This is a genomic window from Streptomyces zhihengii (genome assembly GCF_016919245.1).
Lineage (GTDB): Bacteria > Actinomycetota > Actinomycetes > Streptomycetales > Streptomycetaceae > Streptomyces > Streptomyces zhihengii.
The window spans coordinates 4700089-4717861 of record NZ_JAFEJA010000001.1 but is presented as its reverse complement, the minus strand read 5'-3'; the positions used below and the strand labels follow the sequence as shown (position 1 = coordinate 4717861).

Sequence of the window (17773 nt, the reverse complement as noted above, 5' to 3'; positions counted from 1 at the left end):
ATCACCCGTCGGTAAGCTGACGGCATGACAGGACAAGTGCGCACCGTTGACGGCCGCGTGGCCGGTCGACGCGGTCAGGCGACGCGGCAGAAACTGCTCGACTGCCTCAGTGAAATGCTCAGCTCGTCGCCTTACCGGGACGTCAAGGTCATCGACGTCGCCCGGAAGGCGGGCACTTCGCCCGCGACGTTCTATCAGTACTTCCCCGACGTCGAAGGGGCCGTCCTCGAGATCGCCGAGGAAATGGCCAAGGACGGCGCCTCGTTGACGAATCTGGTCTCCGGACGCTCCTGGGTGGGCAAGGCCGGATGGCAGAGCTCCGAGGAACTCGTGGACGGATTCCTCGACTTCTGGCGGCGCAACGACGCGATCCTGCGGGTCGTCGACCTCGGCGCCGCGGAGGGCGACAAGCGGTTCAACAAGATCCGCATGAAGATCCTCAACTCGGTCACCCACTCCCTCACCGAGGCCGTGCAGGAACTCCAGGCCAAGGGACGGGTCGACAAGGACGTGAACCCGGCCGCGATGGCCGGCTCCCTGGTGGTCATGCTGGCCGGGGTCGCCTCGCACCAGAAGGGCTTCACCACCTGGGGCGTGAAGCAGGCCGAACTCAAGCCCAATCTGGCCCTGTTGGTCCACCTCGGCATCACCGGCAAGAAGCCGGTGAAGTAGCCCGCGGCGCGGCGGCGTCCGCCGCGCCCCTCCCACGTCCTGTCACGAAGACGGCGGCTCACCCCAGTGGTGGCCGCCGTTGTTCGTCTCCGGTGCTCGTCTCCCCCGAACGTGTCCCGAGGACCGCTCCGGCGGCGGGTGGTGTCACCGCAGGGGCTGTTCAATGGCCCCATGAGCGACCACGACAGCGCACGGCAGCGGGAGTTCGACGCGCTGCTGCGCACCCAGCGGGTGTGGGACCTGCCCGGACTGCCGGGCTTCGACCCGGAGGCGGCGCCCGGCGACCCCCTCGCCCTCTTCCACCGCTGGTTCGCCGACGCGGTGGCGGCGGGCCAGCCCGAGCCGCACACCGCGACCCTCGCCACCGTGGACGAGGAGGGCCGCCCCGACGCGCGCACCCTGATGCTGCACGGCGCGGACGACCGGGGCTGGCACTTCGCCTCCCACGCCACCAGCGCCAAGGGCCGGCAGCTCGCCGCCCGTCCGCACGCCGCCCTGCACTTCTACTGGCCGGCCCTCGCCCGCCAGATCCGGCTGCGGGGCACCGTCACGGCCGGCTCCTCCGCCGAGGGGCAGGCGGACCTCCACGCCCGCTCCACCGGAGCGCTCGCCGCCGCGCTGACCGGCCGGCAGAGCGAGGTGCTCGGATCGGGCGGCGAACTGGCCCGCGCCTCGCGGGCGGCCTGGGACCGGGCCGCGGCCGAGCCCGACGCCCCCGTGCCCGGCTGGACGCTCTACGTACTGCGGCCCGAGGAGGCCGAGTTCTTCCAGGGGGACGAGCGCCGCAGGCATGTGCGGCTGCGGTACCGGCGGGACGGCGGGGGCTGGCTGCGGGAGCTGCTGTGGCCCTGAACCGGGCTCCCGTTGCGGGGGCGTGACCGATTCGCAACCGAACTCGGTCTTGACCGAGACCCATCAATAAAACGGAAGTTTTACGCTCTCGGTCCATGGCCGGAGAAAAGGGCAGGACCAAGGGCATCGACCGCACGGACGACCGGCCCGTCTACATCGTCGGCGGCGGACCGGGCGGGCTCGCCGTGGCCGCCGTGCTGCGCAGGCACGGCGTACGGGCCGTGGTGCTGGAGAAGTCGGGCGCGGTGGGGGACGTGTGGCGGGGCCACTACGACCGGCTGCACCTGCACACCACCCGCAAGCTGTCGGCGCTCCCCGGCCTCGCGATGCCGCGGTCGTTCGGGCGCTGGCCGGCCCGTGACGACGTCGTCCGCTACCTGGAGAAGTACGCCGAGTACCACGAACTGGAGATCGTCACCGGGGTGGAGGTCTCCCGCGTCGAGCGGGCGGCGGACGGGCGGGACTGGCTGCTGCGCGCCAGCGGCGGACGCGAACTGACCGGACGCGCGGTCGTGGTGGCCACCGGGTACAACCACACCCCGCGGATCCCCGCGTGGCCCGGCCTGGACACCTACGAGGGCACCCTGCTGCACGCCCGGGACTACCGGAACCCCGAGCCCTGGGCGGGCAAGGACGTCCTCGTCGTCGGGGCGGGCAACACCGGGGCGGAGATCGCCGTCGACCTCGTCGAGGGCGGCGCCGCGCGGGTCCGCCTCGCCATCAGGACCGTCCCGCACATCGTGCGCCGCTCGACCGCGGGCTGGCCCGCCCAGCGGACCGGCATCCTGGTGCGCCGTCTGCCGGTGCGCCTGGTGGACCGGGCCGGGGCGCTGCTCTCCAAGGTCGCCGTCCCGGACCTGGCCGAACACGGCCTGCCCCGTCCGGACACCGGCCTCTACTCGCGGGTCGCCGAGGGCGCCATCCCCGTCCAGGACGTGGGTCTGATCGACGCGGTCCGCCGCGGCCGGGTCGAGATCGTCGCCGCCGTCACCTCCCTCGACGGCGGCAAGGTGGCGCTCGGCGACGGTTCGCTGATCGCCCCGGAGGCGGTGATCGCCGCCACCGGCTACCGCCGCGGGCTGGAGGAACTGGTGGGCCACCTCGGCGTGCTCGACGCCGACGGCAGCCCCCGGGTGCGCGGCGCCCGCTGCGCGCCGGGCGCGCCCGGGCTCTGGTTCACCGGCTACACCAACCCGATCAGCGGGATGCTGCGGGAGCTCTCCCTCGACGCGGGCCGCATCGCCCGCGCCGTCGCCCGCACCTGCCGGTAGCGGGGAGCGCCAGGTCCGAAAGCCGCCAGCGGGCGGGGGCCGGCCCGGGCGAGGGTGGGCGCATGGAAACCGACTACGAGAGTGTCGCCGTCGCACCGGACGTGCTGGCGCGGCTGCGCCGACGCGACGACGCCGGGCGGGTGCCCCGCCCTTTCACCGACGACGAGGGCGGCGCGCCGCTGCGCTGCTGCCTGCGGCACAGCCGGGCCGGCGAGCGCCTGGTCCTCGTCTCGTACGCGCCGCTGCGCGGCTGGGCGGCCCGGACGGGGGCCGAACCCGGTCCGTACGACGAGGTGGGCCCCGTCTTCGTGCACGCCGAACCGTGCGACGGGCAGGTGTCCGGGCCCGGATACCCGGCCGCGCTGCACGGCGCGCGCCGGGTGCTGCGCGCCTACGACGCCGGCGGCCGGATCCTCGGCGGCACCCTGGTCGAGCTGCCCCGGGAGCGGGCCGGCGAGGTGGACGGGCTGCTGGCGGAGGTCTTCGCCGACCCGGCGGTGGCCCTCGTCCATGTCCGGGCCGTCGAGTTCGGCTGCTTCATGGTGGAGATCCGCCGCCGGACCGCCTGATCCCGCCGCCCGGACCGCCCGATCCCCCGGGCCTCAGGCGGCGGGCGCGCCCGGCACGAGCCGCGGCAGCGGCGCCCGCCGGATGACCAGGGCCATCAGCGCCGCGGCGGCGCACAGGGCTCCGGAGGCGTACCAGACCACGTCGTAGGAGCCGAAGACGTCCCGCGCGACACCGCCGGCGAAGGCGACCACCGCCGCGCCGACCTGGTGGGAGGCGAGGACCCAGCCGAACACGATCGCGCTGTCCTCGCCGTAGTGCTCGCGGCACAGGGCGATGGTCGGCGGGACGGTGGCCACCCAGTCCAGGCCGTAGAAGACGATGAAGAAGACCATCGGCGGCTGGACGGACGGGGCGAGCAGCATCGGCAGGAAGAGCAGCGAGACACCGCGCAGCGCGTAGTACACCGCGAGCAGCCGGCGGGCCTCGAAGCGGTCGGTGAACCAGCCGGAGGCGATGGTGCCCACCACGTCGAAGACGCCGATCACCGCGAGCAGCGAGGCCGCGGCCGTGATCGGCATGCCGTGGTCGTGCGCCGCGGGGACGAAGTGGGTCTTGACCAGGCCGTTGGTGGAGGCGCCGCAGATCGCGAAGGTGCCGGCGAGCAGCCAGAAGGGGCCGGTGCGGGCCGCCGAGAGGAGGACGCCCACCGCCCGGCGGGCCGCTCCCCGCACGGGCGGGGGCTTCGGGGTGAAGCCCTCCGCGCCGTAGGCGGCGACGCCGGCGTCCGCCGGGTGGTCGCGCAGCAGCAGCCAGACGAAGGGGACCACGGCCAGCGCCGACAGCGCGACGGTGACGGCGGCGGGGCGCCATCCGTGGTGCTGGACCAGCCAGGACAGCAGCGGCAGGAACACGAGCTGGCCGGAGGCCCCGGCGGCGGTGAGGATGCCGGTGACCAGGCCGCGGCGCCGGACGAACCACCGGTTGGTGACGGTGGCGGCGAACGCCAGCGCCATCGAGCCGGAGCCGAGGCCGACGAGGACGCCCCAGTAGAGGACGAGCTGCCAGGGCTCGGTCATCCGGACGGTGAGCACGGACCCCGCCGCGATGACGGTGAGGGCGACGGCGACGACCTTGCGGATGCCGAACCGGTCCATCAGCGCGGCGGCGAACGGCGCGGTCAGTCCGTACAGCGCCAGATTGACCGAGACGGCGAAGCCGATCGTGCCCCGTGACCAGTCGAACTCCGTGTGCAGCGGTTCGATCAGCAGGCCGGGCAGGGAGGCGAAGGCCGCGGCGCCGATGATCGTCACGAAGGTGACGGCGGCCACGGACCAGGCGCGGTGGACACGGGGTGCGCGAAGGAGCGGGCGGCGCGGGCCGGCGGGGCGGTCGGTCGTCTGGGTCACGCGGACAGCCTGCTGGTTCGTACGGTCCGCAACGAGTGGCCCGAGGGACAGCATTCGCTAGGATCGGGCCATGACCTCGTCACCGCACCGCGTGGTGGTCCTCGCCCTGACCGGGCTGCTCCCTTTCGAGCTGGGGATCCCGCACCGGATCTTCGGCCGCGCGAAGGCGCCCGGCGGCGCCCGGCTCTACGAGATCGTCACCTGCGGGCTCGCGCCCGGCCCGGTCCGCACGGACGCCGACTTCGACGTGCGGGTGGAACACGGCCCCGAGGCGCTGGCCACGGCGGACACCGTCGTGATCCCCGCCTCCTACGAGCTGGGGCCGGTCTTCGACGAGGGCCGGCTCACCCCCGAACTCGCCGCGGCGCTCGCCCTCGTCCGGCCCGGCACGCGCATGGTGTCCATCTGCACGGGCGGCTACGTGCTCGCCGCCGCCGGGCTGCTCGACGGACGCCGGGCGACCACCCACTGGGCGTCGGCGGACCACTTCCAGCGGCTGTTCCCGGCCGTCGACGTCGACCCCGACGTGCTGTTCATCGACGACGGGGACGTGCTCACCTCGGCGGGCGTCGCGGCCGGCATCGACCTGTGCCTGCACATCGTGCGGCGCGACCACGGCACGGCCGTCGCCAACGAGGTCGCCCGGCGCACGGTGGTGCCGCCGCACCGCGACGGCGGCCAGGCGCAGTACATCCACCGGCCGGTGCCGGAACCGCAGCTCGCGACCACGACGACGGCACGCGCCTGGGCGCTCGGCAGGCTCCACGAACCGCTTCAGCTCCGCGATCTCGCCGAGCAGGAGTCCATGTCGGTACGGACGTTCACCCGGCGCTTCCGCGAGGAGGTGGGGGTCAGCCCCGGGCAGTGGCTCACCCGGCAGCGGGTCGAACGGGCGCGCCATCTGCTGGAGTCCACCGATCTGTCGGTGGACCAGGTCGCGCGGGACGCCGGTTTCGGCACGGCCCAGTCGATGCGCCAGCATCTGCTGTCCGTGCTGGGGGTGCCGCCGACGGTGTACCGGCGCACCTTCCGGGCCGGGGCGGACGGCGGCTGAGCCGGACCGGGGCACCGGGCGGACCGGTGCGGCCGGGGCCGCGGGCCGCCGGCCCGGGCGAGGTCACCGGGCTCGGGTCACCGGGCGGTGGCGCGGAGTTTGCCGTAGGGATCGGTCCCGTACGGTGCGGGCCGGGCCGCACCGCCCTGCGACACCCGGGCGTGCGGGGCGACATGGGGGGCGGCGGTGCCGGGACACCGGTCCACCTCGCACCAGATGGACTTGCCGGAGCCCTCGGCCGTCCAGCCCCAGCGGTCGGCCAGACCGTCGACCAGTTCCAGGCCGCGGCCGTTGGTGTCGTCCCCGTCCGCGTGGCGGGGACGCGGCGGGCAGGCGCTCGCGTCGGCGACCTCGACGCGCACCGTGCCCGCGTCGGACGGCCCCTGGCCGAAGAGCATGCGCAGCACGGCCGGACAGCCGGTGTGCACCACGGCGTTGGTGACGAGCTCGGAGATCAGCAGGATCAACGTCTCGGAGAGCGGCTCGTCGTCCCCGAGCCCCGATCCCAGCAGTCGCGACCGCGCCCATCTCCGGGCCCTCCCCACCTCTGCGGGGTCGGGACCGATCTCCAACTGAACCTGAAGCACCTGCACCGCTCACACCATCCGAACCGGCGGACACATCGCCTTGCGCCTCACTGCCATCACGGAACGTGATTCCCTTGCAGGACAGCATGGTTGACGTACAGTCACCGCAACAAGCGCTTCGGGCATATTCCAGCGTGAAGGAGTACCCATGGTGCATACTGTGCGACGCACTTCCCGGGGACTCGAACACGGGCTCGTCGCCCGCATCCATGCCGGATGATCAGGGCGCATCGGAGGGACCGGGGCGGCCGGAACGACCGCGCCGTGGGGCCTCGTCCTCGCGGCGACTCGCATCCCACGGAGCGTACCGGAGCACCGGGACGACTCCGGGCGGTGACGACCGCTTACGAGGACACAACCCGATATCAACACACGGTGACGCTCCAGAGTGTTCGGGCCAACGCCGTTCGCGCGCGGGACGACGTGGCTCACGCTCGGGACGACGTGGCTCACGCGCGGGCCAACGACGTGCGGCGCCCCGTGAGATGACACGGGGCGCCTCGGGACGGTCGTCGGCACCGCTCCGGCGGGACGCCGGGCCGCGGGCCCGCTCCGCTAGCGGGGCTGTTCCGGGGTGACGCAGTAGGCCGCGAAGGCCGTGTGGACCTCCTGCTCGGAGATCCGGCCGTCGCTGTCGGCGTCCAGCGCGGCGGCGGCGCCGTCCGCGATCTGCCCGTCGATGCCCAGGGCGCGCATCACACGGGCGGCGGCCTGCGGGGTGACCCCCTGGCCGTCCTCGTCCGCGACGGCGTAGACCGCGTGCAGGAACGGCCGGGCGATCTCGCCGAAGCGCTCCGGGTTGTCGCGCAGTCTCTTGGCCGCGCCGGTCACGAACTCCTCGCGGCTGACCCGCTGGTCCCCGTCGACGTCGGCGATCCCCGCCATGCCCTGCCAGAACGCCTCGGCACCGATGTAGACGGCCTGGCCCCTGTCGGAGCGGGCCGTCACGGAGAACTCGGCGAGCACCGCCGCGGCGGCCCTGCTGAAGTCCTCGCGGTCGATGGAGCCGTTGTGGTCCTGGTCGAAAGCCGCGAAGCGGGAAGCGATCTTCCGCTCGTATTCTGCGCTGTCCATGCGGGGAGGGTAAGGCCCCGGGGCCTGACGCGTGTACACGGCGGGGGAATTGCGTGCCCGCGACCTGCGGGAGACGGGCGGACGACCGGCGGGTGCACGGGGGCGCACCGGACCGCCGCGACCTGCGCCGACGCGCGCCGGGGCGCATCGCCGGGGCGCGGAGGCGCCTCCCCCGGCGGCGGGTGCCGGGGGCGCGGCGGGGCCGGAGCCGGCGTCGGCGCCCCGGGCGGCTAGGCGGAGAGCGGGCGGGCCTCCTCGTCGGCGGCGGCCGTGGCGTCCGCGTACACCTCGAAGAGGCGGCGCACGCCGAGCGCGGCCAGCACGCGGTTGACGTGGGAGCCGTCCTCGGCGCCGTGCGCGGGCAGCACGAGCCGCAGCCTGCCCTGGCACGACCGCATCAGCCGCCGGGCGGCCACGAGCACGCCCACCCCGCTGGAGTCGCAGAAGTGGACGCCGGACAGATCGAGGACCACGTCCCGGTGGCCTGCCGCGACCGCGTCGTGGACGTGCTGGCGTACCACGGGCGAGGACACGAGGTCGAGCTCGCCGCACACGTGCAGCACGGTCCACGGGCCCTCGCGGGCCTCGACCACCTTGAGCATCATCTGGGGACACCCCTCCTCGAACCGGCCTGTCCCGGAGACCGGAAGCCGTCGGTCCAGTGCCCCCTGCCCGACCGTCCATCCCTGAAACGCGACGGATGTCACGCGGAGTTCCACACTCCGGTTCCTGGGCCCGGCAGGCCCTACCACGCCGGGCCGCCCCATGGACGTACTTGCCGCAAAGGGGAGTGCGTACGCCAATCGGCGCACTACATTCGAATAGGACACAGGACGGCGGTACCCCGGCGCCGTGCGCCGCGCACGGCGCGCGACAGGGGGCGCCGCGCGCGACGCAGCAGGGCAGGACGCTCGGACCGCAGGGGCTGGGGGCCGTATGGCGAAGGACGCACCACCGCGCTGGGACCGCAGGATGCAGCAGCGGCTCGCGCGGGGCGAGGCCGCGGCGCTCGGGGAGCTGTACGACCGGTTCGCCGCGCTGGTCCACAGCCAGGCGCACCGGGTCCTGGAGGACGACGACGCCGCCGACCAGGTCACCCGCGAGGTCTTCGGCTACATCTGGGAGCACCCGGACGCCTACGACCCCAAGCAGGGCTCGATGCGCTCCTGGGTGGCGCGGCTCACCAACGGCCAGGCCGTCGAGCGCCTCCGCAGGAACGAGGCCGCCGCGCTCGCCGAGGGCGGCGGGGGCACCGCCGAGGAGCTGGAGCAGAAGGTGCGCAGGGCGGCCGTCGCCGCCCGCGCCGACTACATCGTGACGTCCATGCCGGCGCCGCTGCGGGCCGCGCTGGAGCTGGCCTACTTCCAGCGCCGCGACTACCGGCAGACGGCCGCCGACCTCGGCGTCACGGAGGACGAGGCGCGGCGCCGGCTGCGCCTCGGTCTGCAACTGCTGTCCACGGCGCACACCCGGCCACTGGAGGGCTCCTCACCCCCTGGATACGGACGATCCCTGTGAACACGCCGAACGGCCCCCTGGACGGTGGCGACGACGACCGCGAGCACGACGAGGTGCGGGGCGTGCCCCGCATACCGGCGCCCCGCTGGGCCCCGGACGACCTCTCCCCGGACGCCTACCGCCCCGCCCTCCCCCACCGCGGCGACGCCCCTGACGGGGCGGGTCACCGGTCCCACCAAGCCGACTCCACCGAGGCGGAGCCCGGCGCCCGCCGCGACGCGGACAGCGAGGCGGAGCCCGGCACCCAGGGCGACGCGGACGCACCGGGCGGCAGGGCGGCCCCCGGCGCAGGACCCGCGGCCGACGCCGGTCCGGACGGGAACCCCGCGGCCGCCGAGCCGGATGCCGGGGCCGGAGGCGGCGCGGATGGGCGGCGGACGCACGGGGTGCTGAAGTCGCTGCTCGGGGCGTGGGCGCTGTCCGCGTGTTCCGGGGAGGAGACCGAGGCCGTCGAGGAGCACCTCGGCGAGTGCGCGCCCTGCGCCGAGGAGGCGCTGCGGCTGCGGGAGGCCGTAGGGCTGCTGCACACCGACCGGGATCTCGACCTCGACCCGCTGCTCCGCTTCCAGGTGCTGGAGAACTGCCTCGGCCGCCGGCCCGCCCGTATCCCCGTGCCCGCCTGGGCCGACGCCTACGACGCGGAGACCGCGCGGCTGGACGCGCTGCTGCGCGACATCGGCGAGTCGGAGTGGCACGCGCCGGTGCGGCTGCGGTGGTTCGAGGGCGAGCGCCAGGTGAACCGGCGGACCACCGTCGCCGGGGTGATCGCCCATCTGATGAGCGTGGACGGGCTGGTCTCGGCCGCGCTGGGGCTCGACGACCCGCTCGGGCCCGCGGCGCCGGGCCTGCCGGCGGAGCGCACCGAGTCCTTCTGGGGCGCGGCCGACCGCCCGCCGACGCGCAGGATCCGCGAGCCCTGGCGGGACCAGAGCCACACCCTGATCCGCACCGTCTCGTTCGCCGGACGGGGCGCGTCCGATCTCACCGTCTCGTACGGCTCGTTCGCCCTGCCGATGCGGGACGCGCTGCTGGACCGCGCCTTCGAGTGCTGGATCCACGCGGACGACATCGCCGACGCCGTCGACTACCCGTACGAGCCGCCGAGCGGCGCCCATCTGCACCGGATGATCGACCTCGCGGCGCGTCTGCTGCCGGCCGCGCTCGCCGACCGCCGCAGGGCCGGGCTGGCGGGTCCCGCCCGGCATCTGGTGACGCCGGGCTCGCCGGGCCGGTCCCTGCACCTGGAGGTGGAGGGCTCGGGCGGCGGGAACTGGTACATCGCCCTGGACTCCCCTGCGGCGGTCGGCTCCGCCGACCACGCGGTGGCCCAGGTGGCCCTCGACGGCGTCGAGTTCTGCCGGCTGGTCGCCGGTCACGTGGCCCCGCAGGACGCGGCGGCCGGCCAGGACGGGGACCGCGACGCGATCGCGGACGTGCTCTTCGCGGCGGCCGCGCTCAGCAGACTCTGAGCCGGGACGGCGCGCGCCGCGGGCCGGACGGCCGTCGGCGGGGACGGCCACGGGCGGGGAAGGCCGCGCACGACCGTCGCCCGCGCGGGCGGGCGTGGCTATCGTGGAACGCTATGAGCGAGTCGTATCGCACATCCGACTCCACCGACGTGGAGGAGAGTTGGCGGGTACGGCTGCTCCGCACCCAGGACCGGGCGGGCCGCCCGCTGGGGGCCGGGGTGCTGCTGCCCGGCGGGCTGGTGCTCACCTGCGCGCACACGGTCGTGCCGCCCCAGGGGGCGTCGGGCGGACGCGCGCCGCTCGGCACCGTGTACGTGGACGTGCCCGGTGCCGCCTTCGGGCGCGGGACGCGGGAGCCGCTGCGCGCACGGCTGCTGGACGAGTACCTCGTGCCGCCCGCCGCGCAGAGCGGCGGCGACCTGGCGCTGCTCAAGCTGGACCACGAGCCGGACGCCTCCCCGGCGGTGCTGCACCGGCAGATCCCGGTGCGCGGCGAGCGGGTGCACTTCACCGGGTACCCGGAGGACCTGCCGGGCGGGGAGCATCTGGAGGCCCGGCTGATGGGCCGCGGCGGGCCGGCGCCGACGCCGGAGTGGGTCCAGCTCGACCCGCACGGCGCCGCCTACCCCGTACGCCACGGCTACAGCGGCAGCGGTGTGGTGCACAGCCGTTCGCGCCGGGTCATCGGCATCGTGGCGCACCGGCCCGGCACTCCGCAGGCGCCGGTGCGCAGGGACCGCGCCTATCTGGTCCCGACCGAGACCCTGCTGCGCCATCTCCCGCTGGAACGGCTGGGACTGACGGTCCGGGGCCCCCGGGCGGTCTCCCGGGACGTCGCGCTCGACCCCGGCCGGACGGCCTCGGGCCGGGTGCCCGGTCTCCAGCGGCGGCTGACGCGCTGGCTCGACGGGGCGCCGGACACGGATCCGGTGGAGCCGGTCTTCGCGGGCGAGGGCGACCGCGGACTGCTGCACACCGTCCGCTCGGTGCTCACCCTGGCGGACCGGGAGCAGAGCCCGGCGGACCCGCCCCCGTCGGGTGTCCCGGCCGCGTCGCAGGGGGAACCCCGGGCGGGCAGCATCGACTTCGCGGTGGACGCGACGAACCGCACGGCGGCGGAGCTGGCCCGCCAGGCGGCGGAACGCATCGGCCTGCCGGCCGCCGACGAGGACGCGGCCGAGGACGAGGCCAGGGACGGGGACGGGAACGGGGACGGGCAGGGGCATGGGGACGCTGCGGGGGCCGGCGGCGGGGCGGACCCGTGTGCTCGCCTCCTCGGGCGCCTCGCCGCCGAACGCACCCCGCTGACGGCCGCGTTCCTCGCCGTCGACCGTTCGGCGTCGCCGGACGGGGAGATCGTGGATCTGCTGCGCGCGCTGCTGACGGGCGGGGGGACCAGGCTTCTGCTGGTCTTCAGCGACCCGCACGCGCCGCTGTTCGCCCGGGTCCGGGAGGAGTTGATGGAGCCGGGCTGGGAGGCCCGCACGACGCGGCGGATCACCGCCCGGATCTCCCGCCTCGCCGGGACCGAGCTGCGGCTGCACCGGCTGCCCGGTGATGCCGCCGCCCGCTCCTCCCGTCCGCACGCCCGCGCTGCCACCCTGCGCCGCGAACTCCGCCGCGCCGGGGAGACGTCCACGCCCGGCGGCACCGGAGCGGCGCCGGGGCTGTTCCGGCTGGCGGTCGAGGTGGAGGCCGCGCTGCTGGAGGCGGAGAACGCCGAGGGCGCCTTCGCCGGCCCCATGGGAGCGCGGGAGTTCGTGGTCGAGCCGCCCGGCGGCGAACTGACGGATCTGCCCGTGGTCGCCGTGCGCGATCCCGCCGCGCTCGTCGGTCCGGGGGCCGCCGCCGGGGCCGCCCCGCTGGCGGCCGGTGATCTGCTGCACCAGCAGTACGAGGTGGTGGGGCCGCTGGGGCACGGCAGCCACGGGCAGGTCTTCCTCGCCCGCGACCTGCTGCTGGAGATGCGGCCCGTCGCGCTCAAGGGCCTGCTCGACCCCGGTGACCGGGCCGCCGTGCGCCAGGCCCGGCAGGAGCGGCTGCGGCTGGTCAGTCTGAACCACCCGGCGATCATCCGGGTCGTCAACTACGCGCGTCACGGCGGCGGCGCCCCCGGCGGGACGGGCGGCGGGCAGCCCGCCGACTACATCGTCATGGAGTTCGCCGACGGGGCGCGGCTGGCCTGGGTCGCGGCGCGGATCGCCCGGCAGGACGCGCCGTTCGCCGGGCCGCGGGTCCGGGAGTTCATCGTCGTCTACGGGCTGCTCGTGCTGGACGCGTTCAGCTACCTCCACGAGCACGAGAAGCTCGTGTACGGGGATCTGTCGCTCACCAACGTGCTGCACTGCGGCAACGGCATCAAGCTGATCGACGTCGCGGGGGTGCGCGAGCCCGGCGCCCCCGGGCCCGTCACCCACCGTCCGCCCGAGACGGGCGCGGGGGGCGAGATGACGACGGCGGGCGATCTCTACACGGTCGGCGCGGTCCTCGGCGCGCTGCTCGCCGAGGACCCGGAACCCCCGGCCGACCTCGGCACCGAGTCGCTCCAGCGGGCGCTGCGCCGGGCGACCGCCGCCGATCCGCGGCTGCGCTACGCCTCGGCGCGCGAGATGCGGGTGCAGTTGCAGGGGGTGCTGCGGGAGCTGCGGTCGCTGCGGCTCGGGGAGGAGACGTTCGAGCCGTCGTCGCTGTTCGCCCCCGCCGCCTCGGCGCTCTCCGGCCGGCTGGGGGCGGCGCCGCCGCTGGAACGCTGGGCGGCGGACGCGGGGACCGGGGGGCGGGCGCCCGACGCGCGGGTGCCGGAACCGGCCCGGGCGGCGGTCGCGCTGCCCGTGCCGAAGCCGGACAAGCAGGACCCCAACTGGAAGGAGCTCCAGCGCACCTCGTACAGCGACGCCGCCGGTCTCCTCCAGCTCAGCGAGGACTGGGAGCCGTCGCCCGAGCTGCATCTGCTGCGCTGCCGGCTGCGGCTGGAGCTGTCGGGGTGGCGGGGGCGCGACGGCGAGGACGAACTGCGCAGGGCGGCGCGGTCGCTGGCCGACGCGCGGCGGCTGCTGGGCAGCCGGGCCTCGTACGACTGGCGGCTCGACTGGCACCAGGGCCTCGTGGAGCTGGCCCGCGGGCGGCCGGCGCGTGCGCTGATCTGCTTCGACGACGTGTACGCGGCGATCCCCGGCGAGTACGCGCCCAAACTCGCGCTGGGCTACTGCCACGAGCGCCTCGCGGACGACCCGGGCGACGGGCCGGACGGCACCCCGCGGAGGGAGGCGCACGAGAACCAGGCCATGCGCTACTACGACGCCGTCTGGCGGCGCAACCACGCCCTGGGGACGGCGGCGTTCGGCCTCGCCCGCATCCAGCTCGCGCGGCACCGGCCGGACCAGGCGCTCGCCTCGCTCGCCGGCGTGCCGCCGGACTCCCGCCACCGCACGGCCGCGCGGACGGCGATGGTGCGGATCCACGCGGGGGCGCCGCCCACGGTGGAGTCGGCCCGCCGGGCGCTGTCGGCGGCGCACCGGCTGGTGAGCCACGAAGGGCTGACCGACGGGCGGGCGCAGGAGCGGCTGGCGACGGAGCTCCAGGAACTGCTGCTCGACCTGGTCCGCGCCGCCCGGGAGAAGGGCGCGGACGATCCGCTGCCGCCGGTGCGGGACGGACTGCTCGCGCCGTTCCCGGTGCCGGCGACCGAGCGGGAGCTGCGCCGGCAGCTCTCGGACAGCTACCGGCGGCTGGCCAAGCAGGTGCCGCATCCGGAGGACGGGCCGGGGGCCGCGCTGGCGGAGGCGCTGCTGGACAGCGCGTTCCGCACCCGGCCGCTGGGCTTCCGCCACCGCGGCGCGGGCCTGCTCCCCCGCCGCCGCACCCCCCGCCCGCCGGACGCGGCACCGTGACGCCCGGGCGGACGACCGGCGCGGTCGCCGCCGCGCGGACGGGGCCCGGGACCGCGTGAGGGGACGGCCGGGCGGGCATGAGGGGCGTGGGCGGCGGAGGGGACGGGCATGGGCGGCGGGGAGGCCGGCGGGCGCGGGGGCGGGCTCGGCGCGTGGCCGGGCGCGGCACGGCGGGGGCTGCGGCGGGCGGACGTGCGGCTGCGGGCGTCGCTCGGCGGGCTGCCGGGCCGGATGTGGGCGTGGGCGACCGGCACCGGGCCCGGCGGGCGGCGGCCGACGGCCGCCTTCCTGCGGCGCAGGATGCTGGTGCTGCCGGCGCTGGCCCTGATCGCGGTGGCCCTGGTGGCGGCGGCGTTCCACGAGGTGCACGCGTCGACGGAGCGGCTGCGCGACCGGTCCGTCCCGGCGCTGGTGGGGCTGGCGCAGGCGCGGACCTCGCTCGGACTGGCCCAGCGCGAGGCCGAGTTGCGGCTGCTGCACACCACCCCGCACGGGGCGGTCGAGCTCGGGGACACGTACCGCACCCATCTGACCGACGCCACCCAGCACCTCACCCGGGTCGCCCAGAGCCGGGCGCTGGACCGGGGCCAGGAACAGGAACTGCGGGTGGTGGCGGGGCTGGTGGTCGCCTACGGCGACAAGATCGCCTGGGCGGACCGCAACCGCGGCAGCACGCTGCTGCGGGAGGCCGGGGTGGACTACGCGGAGGGCATGCTGCGCAGCCCGGTCCCGCAGGACGAGGAGCGGGCGCGGCCGGTCGGGCTGCTCGACCGGATCGAGCACGTCGAGGCGCGGCTCCGGGACCGGGACGAGGAGACGACGGCCTGGAGCGGGCCGGTGCTGGCGGCGGCGGCCGTCGCCGTGCTCGTCACGGCGCTCTTCGCGTTCGTCGTGGTGGGCACCTGTGTCTTCCTCCGGGACCGGCTGCGGCTGGTGAGCCTCCAACTGCTGGCCGCCTCGGTGCCGGTGCTGCTGACCCCGGTGCTGCTCGGCGCCGCCGGCGCGCAGGAGCACGGGGCGCAGCAGCGGGTGCGGGCCGAGCTGGCGGCGCTGGCGTACGTGACCGGGGGCGCGGACGCGCCCCGCAGGATCGGGGACGCGGCCGCCGCGGCCTCGCGTGCCCTGGCCGGCTCGCACGCGGACGGCTGGTCGCTGACGGCGGACGTCGCCCTGCCCGTCACCGTGGCCGGCGCCCTGGGGTGCGGCCTCACGCTCTTCCTCTACGGCAGGCCCTATCCGGGCCGTCTCCCCCGGCGCAAGGAGCCGCAGCCATGAGTCGACGCATCCGGCTGGCGCTCGCGGGCGTCCTGCTCGCCGTCTGGGCCGTGGCCACCGGCGGCTGCGCCTCCCCGGAGGACGACCGGACGCTGGTCGTGCTCGGGCCGTGGACGGACGGCGAGGAGAGGCCCTTCCGCGAGGCGCTGGACAGCATCGAGAAGGAGACGGGCCGCAGTTACGTGTACACGGGGACGCGTTCGCTGCGGGAGACCCTGGTGGCCCAGCTCCAGGCGGGGGCGCCGCCGGACGTCGCCGTGCTGAGCAGCCCCGGGGAACTGGCCGAGTACGCCAGGGACGGCCGTGCCCACCCGCTGCCGGAGGCGGTGGCGGGTGCGGCGATTCCGCCGTGGGCCCCGCAGGTGACCGTGACGGGCACCGGCGACGGGGCGCGGACCCGGACGTACTGGGTGCCGGTGCGGATCGATCTGAAGTCGGTGGTGTGGAGCAGACCGCGCGTGGCGGACCAGGAGCCGGTGTGGTGCCTGGGGATGGGCTCCGGGGCGACCTCGGGGTGGCCGGGCACCGACTGGATCGAGGATCTGATGCTCCAGCGCGGGGGCACGGCGGCGTACGAGGCCTGGGCCACCGGCCGGACGCCGTGGCGGGCCACGAAGGGCGTCTGGGAGGAGTGGGGCCGCCTGCTCACGGCGCACGGCGGGGCACCTGATCCGAGGTCGCTGACCGATTCCTTCGAGGCCCTCGGCGGCGGGGCGTACGGGCTGCTCAACCGGGGCGACTGCACCCACGAGCACCAGGGGTCGTTCATCCGCCGGCACTACGGCGACGACGTGCGGCCGCTGCCGACGGCGCGCTATCTCGGCGGGGCGGAGCGTGCCGGTCAGGAGAGGGCGTTCGAGGTGTCGGGGGACATGGCGGCCGTCTTCCGTCCGAGCGCGGCGGCTTGGGATCTGCTGAGCAGGCTCACCTCGCGGGACGCCCGCGAGAGCTGGGCCGGGCACGCGGCGCCGGGCGAGCGGCCGTTCTTCCCGGGCGGCGAGGTCGCCGCGGGGCCGCCATCGGCGGCGACGCGGGAGGTGCAGACGCTCCTCGACACGGCGGGCCGGATATGCCTGGACGCGTCCGACGCGATGCCGCCGACGCTGCGGGACGCGTTCTACCGGGCGGTGCTGGAGTTCGTCGGCGCCCCGCGGGACGCGGCGCTGCTCGACCGTCTGCTGGAACGGCTGGACGCCGAGCGCCGGCTCCAGCTCGACGCGGGCGCCTTCGTGCTCGACGACCTCTGCGACAGCCCGGTCTCGGGCGGGCAGGCGGGCTGACGCGGCCCCGGGAGGGGCCGCGCGCGGGTCAGGCGAAGACGACCGTGCGGCGGCCGTTGAGCAGGATGCGGTGCTCGGCGTGCCAGGTCACCGCGCGGGCCAGCGCCTGGGACTCCACGTCCCGGCCGGTGGCGACGAGCTGCTCCGGGGTGACCTGGTGGCCGACGCGCTGGACCTCCTGCTCGATGATCGGGCCCTCGTCGAGGTCGGCCGTCACGTAGTGCGCGGTCGCGCCGATCAGCTTCACCCCGCGGGCGTGCGCCTGGTGGTAGGGCTTGGCGCCCTTGAAGCTCGGCAGGAAGGAGTGGTGGATGTTGATGATCCGGCCGCTGAGCTGCTTGCACAGGTCGTCGGAGAGCACCTGCATGTAGCGGGCGAGGACGACCAGTTCGACGCCCTCCGCGCGGACGAGCTCCAGCAGCCGTGCCTCGGCCTCGGCCTTGGTGTCCTTCGTCACGGGGATGTGGTGGAAGGGGATGCCGTAGGAGGCGACGAGCTCGGAGAAGTCGGTGTGGTTGGAGACGACCGCGGCGATCTCCACCGGCAGGACGCCGGTGTGCGCGCGGAAGAGCAGGTCGTTCAGGCAGTGGCCGAACTTGCTGACCATCAGGACGATCCGCATCCGCTCCTCGGCGAGGTGGATCTCCCACTCCATGCCGAAGGAGTCGCCGACGGCGGCGAAGCTGGCGCGGAGCTTCTCCACGGTCACCGGGGCCTCGGCGGAGAAGTGCACCCGCATGAAGAACAGACCCGTGTCCCGGTCCCCGAACTGCTGACTGTCCTCGATGTTGCAGCCGGTGATGAAGAGGTAGCTCGACACGGCGTGCACGATGCCCTTTTTGTCGGGGCAGGAGAGCGTCAGGACGTACTGCTCAGTCATCCCCGTAGCCTGCCACAACCCCGGCGCCGGGCCGA

Annotated in this window: 15 protein-coding genes; 10 read left to right on the top strand and 5 right to left on the bottom strand. The window is 75.4% G+C overall.

Annotated elements, in window-relative coordinates:
• The first annotated feature begins 24 nt into the window (after nt 1-24).
• The 4 genes from JE024_RS19870 to JE024_RS19855 all read left to right on the top strand — a co-directional run bounded on the left by JE024_RS19870 (nt 25) and on the right by JE024_RS19855 (nt 3364).
• On the top strand, nt 25-672 hold the full coding sequence (locus tag JE024_RS19870; RefSeq protein ID WP_205374869.1) for a TetR/AcrR family transcriptional regulator: 648 nt from the start codon (nt 25-27) through the stop codon (nt 670-672).
• Between the two features lie 171 nt (nt 673-843).
• Complete coding sequence (locus tag JE024_RS19865) at nt 844-1524, top strand: pyridoxine/pyridoxamine 5'-phosphate oxidase (protein WP_205374868.1); 681 nt, start codon at nt 844-846, stop codon at nt 1522-1524.
• A 95-nt stretch (nt 1525-1619) separates the two neighbouring features.
• Nucleotides 1620-2795 (top strand): flavin-containing monooxygenase, encoded by a 1176-nt coding sequence (locus tag JE024_RS19860; RefSeq protein WP_205374867.1) that lies wholly within the window; start codon nt 1620-1622, stop codon nt 2793-2795.
• Nucleotides 2796-2857: 62 nt separating this feature from the next.
• Complete coding sequence (locus JE024_RS19855) at nt 2858-3364, top strand: DUF1203 domain-containing protein (RefSeq protein WP_205374866.1); 507 nt, start codon at nt 2858-2860, stop codon at nt 3362-3364.
• Between the two features lie 33 nt (nt 3365-3397).
• Here JE024_RS19855 and JE024_RS19850 read toward each other — a convergent pair whose 3' ends face one another.
• Nucleotides 3398-4765, bottom strand: a complete 1368-nt coding sequence (locus JE024_RS19850) for an MFS transporter (protein WP_372449819.1) — start codon at nt 4763-4765, stop codon at nt 3398-3400.
• A gap of 16 nt (nt 4766-4781) precedes the next feature.
• On the opposite strand from JE024_RS19850, the gene JE024_RS19845 reads away from it, so the two are divergent.
• The gene (locus tag JE024_RS19845) at nt 4782-5765 is read left to right on the top strand and encodes a GlxA family transcriptional regulator (RefSeq protein WP_205374864.1); all 984 of its coding nucleotides are present in this window, start codon (nt 4782-4784) and stop codon (nt 5763-5765) included.
• Nucleotides 5766-5842: 77 nt separating this feature from the next.
• Here JE024_RS19845 and JE024_RS19840 read toward each other — a convergent pair whose 3' ends face one another.
• From JE024_RS19840 to JE024_RS19830, 3 genes are all read right to left on the bottom strand, one after another.
• Entirely contained in the window at nt 5843-6358 is a 516-nt protein-coding gene (locus JE024_RS19840; RefSeq protein WP_205374863.1) for an ATP-binding protein, read from the bottom strand.
• Nucleotides 6359-6907: 549 nt separating this feature from the next.
• A complete protein-coding gene (locus JE024_RS19835) occupies nt 6908-7426 on the bottom strand; it encodes an EF-hand domain-containing protein (protein ID WP_205374862.1) in 519 nt (172 codons plus the stop codon).
• Between the two features lie 230 nt (nt 7427-7656).
• Nucleotides 7657-8031 (bottom strand): STAS domain-containing protein, encoded by a 375-nt coding sequence (locus JE024_RS19830; protein WP_205374861.1) that lies wholly within the window; start codon nt 8029-8031, stop codon nt 7657-7659.
• Between the two features lie 331 nt (nt 8032-8362).
• Between JE024_RS19830 and JE024_RS19825 the strand changes: the two genes are divergently transcribed.
• The 5 genes from JE024_RS19825 to JE024_RS19805 all read left to right on the top strand — a co-directional run bounded on the left by JE024_RS19825 (nt 8363) and on the right by JE024_RS19805 (nt 16858).
• Nucleotides 8363-8944, top strand: a complete 582-nt coding sequence (locus JE024_RS19825; RefSeq protein WP_205374860.1) for an RNA polymerase sigma factor — start codon at nt 8363-8365, stop codon at nt 8942-8944.
• Nucleotides 8941-10413, top strand: coding sequence for a maleylpyruvate isomerase N-terminal domain-containing protein (locus JE024_RS19820; protein ID WP_244882990.1), 1473 nt, complete (start codon nt 8941-8943; stop codon nt 10411-10413). Before JE024_RS19825 ends, JE024_RS19820 begins: the two co-directional genes overlap by 4 nt.
• A gap of 113 nt (nt 10414-10526) precedes the next feature.
• A complete protein-coding gene (locus JE024_RS41955; RefSeq protein WP_205374859.1) occupies nt 10527-14303 on the top strand; it encodes a tetratricopeptide repeat protein in 3777 nt (1258 codons plus the stop codon).
• A 108-nt stretch (nt 14304-14411) separates the two neighbouring features.
• Nucleotides 14412-15578: a hypothetical protein gene (locus tag JE024_RS19810; RefSeq protein WP_205374858.1), complete on the top strand. Its 1167-nt coding sequence runs from the start codon at nt 14412-14414 to the stop codon at nt 15576-15578.
• The gene (locus JE024_RS19805) at nt 15575-16858 is read left to right on the top strand and encodes an extracellular solute-binding protein (RefSeq protein WP_205374857.1); all 1284 of its coding nucleotides are present in this window, start codon (nt 15575-15577) and stop codon (nt 16856-16858) included. Before JE024_RS19810 ends, JE024_RS19805 begins: the two co-directional genes overlap by 4 nt.
• Before the next feature lie 28 nt (nt 16859-16886).
• Here the strand turns inward: JE024_RS19805 and purU are convergent, their stop codons facing one another.
• Nucleotides 16887-17738: a formyltetrahydrofolate deformylase gene (purU, locus tag JE024_RS19800; RefSeq protein ID WP_205374856.1), complete on the bottom strand. Its 852-nt coding sequence runs from the start codon at nt 17736-17738 to the stop codon at nt 16887-16889.
• Between the last annotated feature and the right edge of the window lie 35 nt (nt 17739-17773).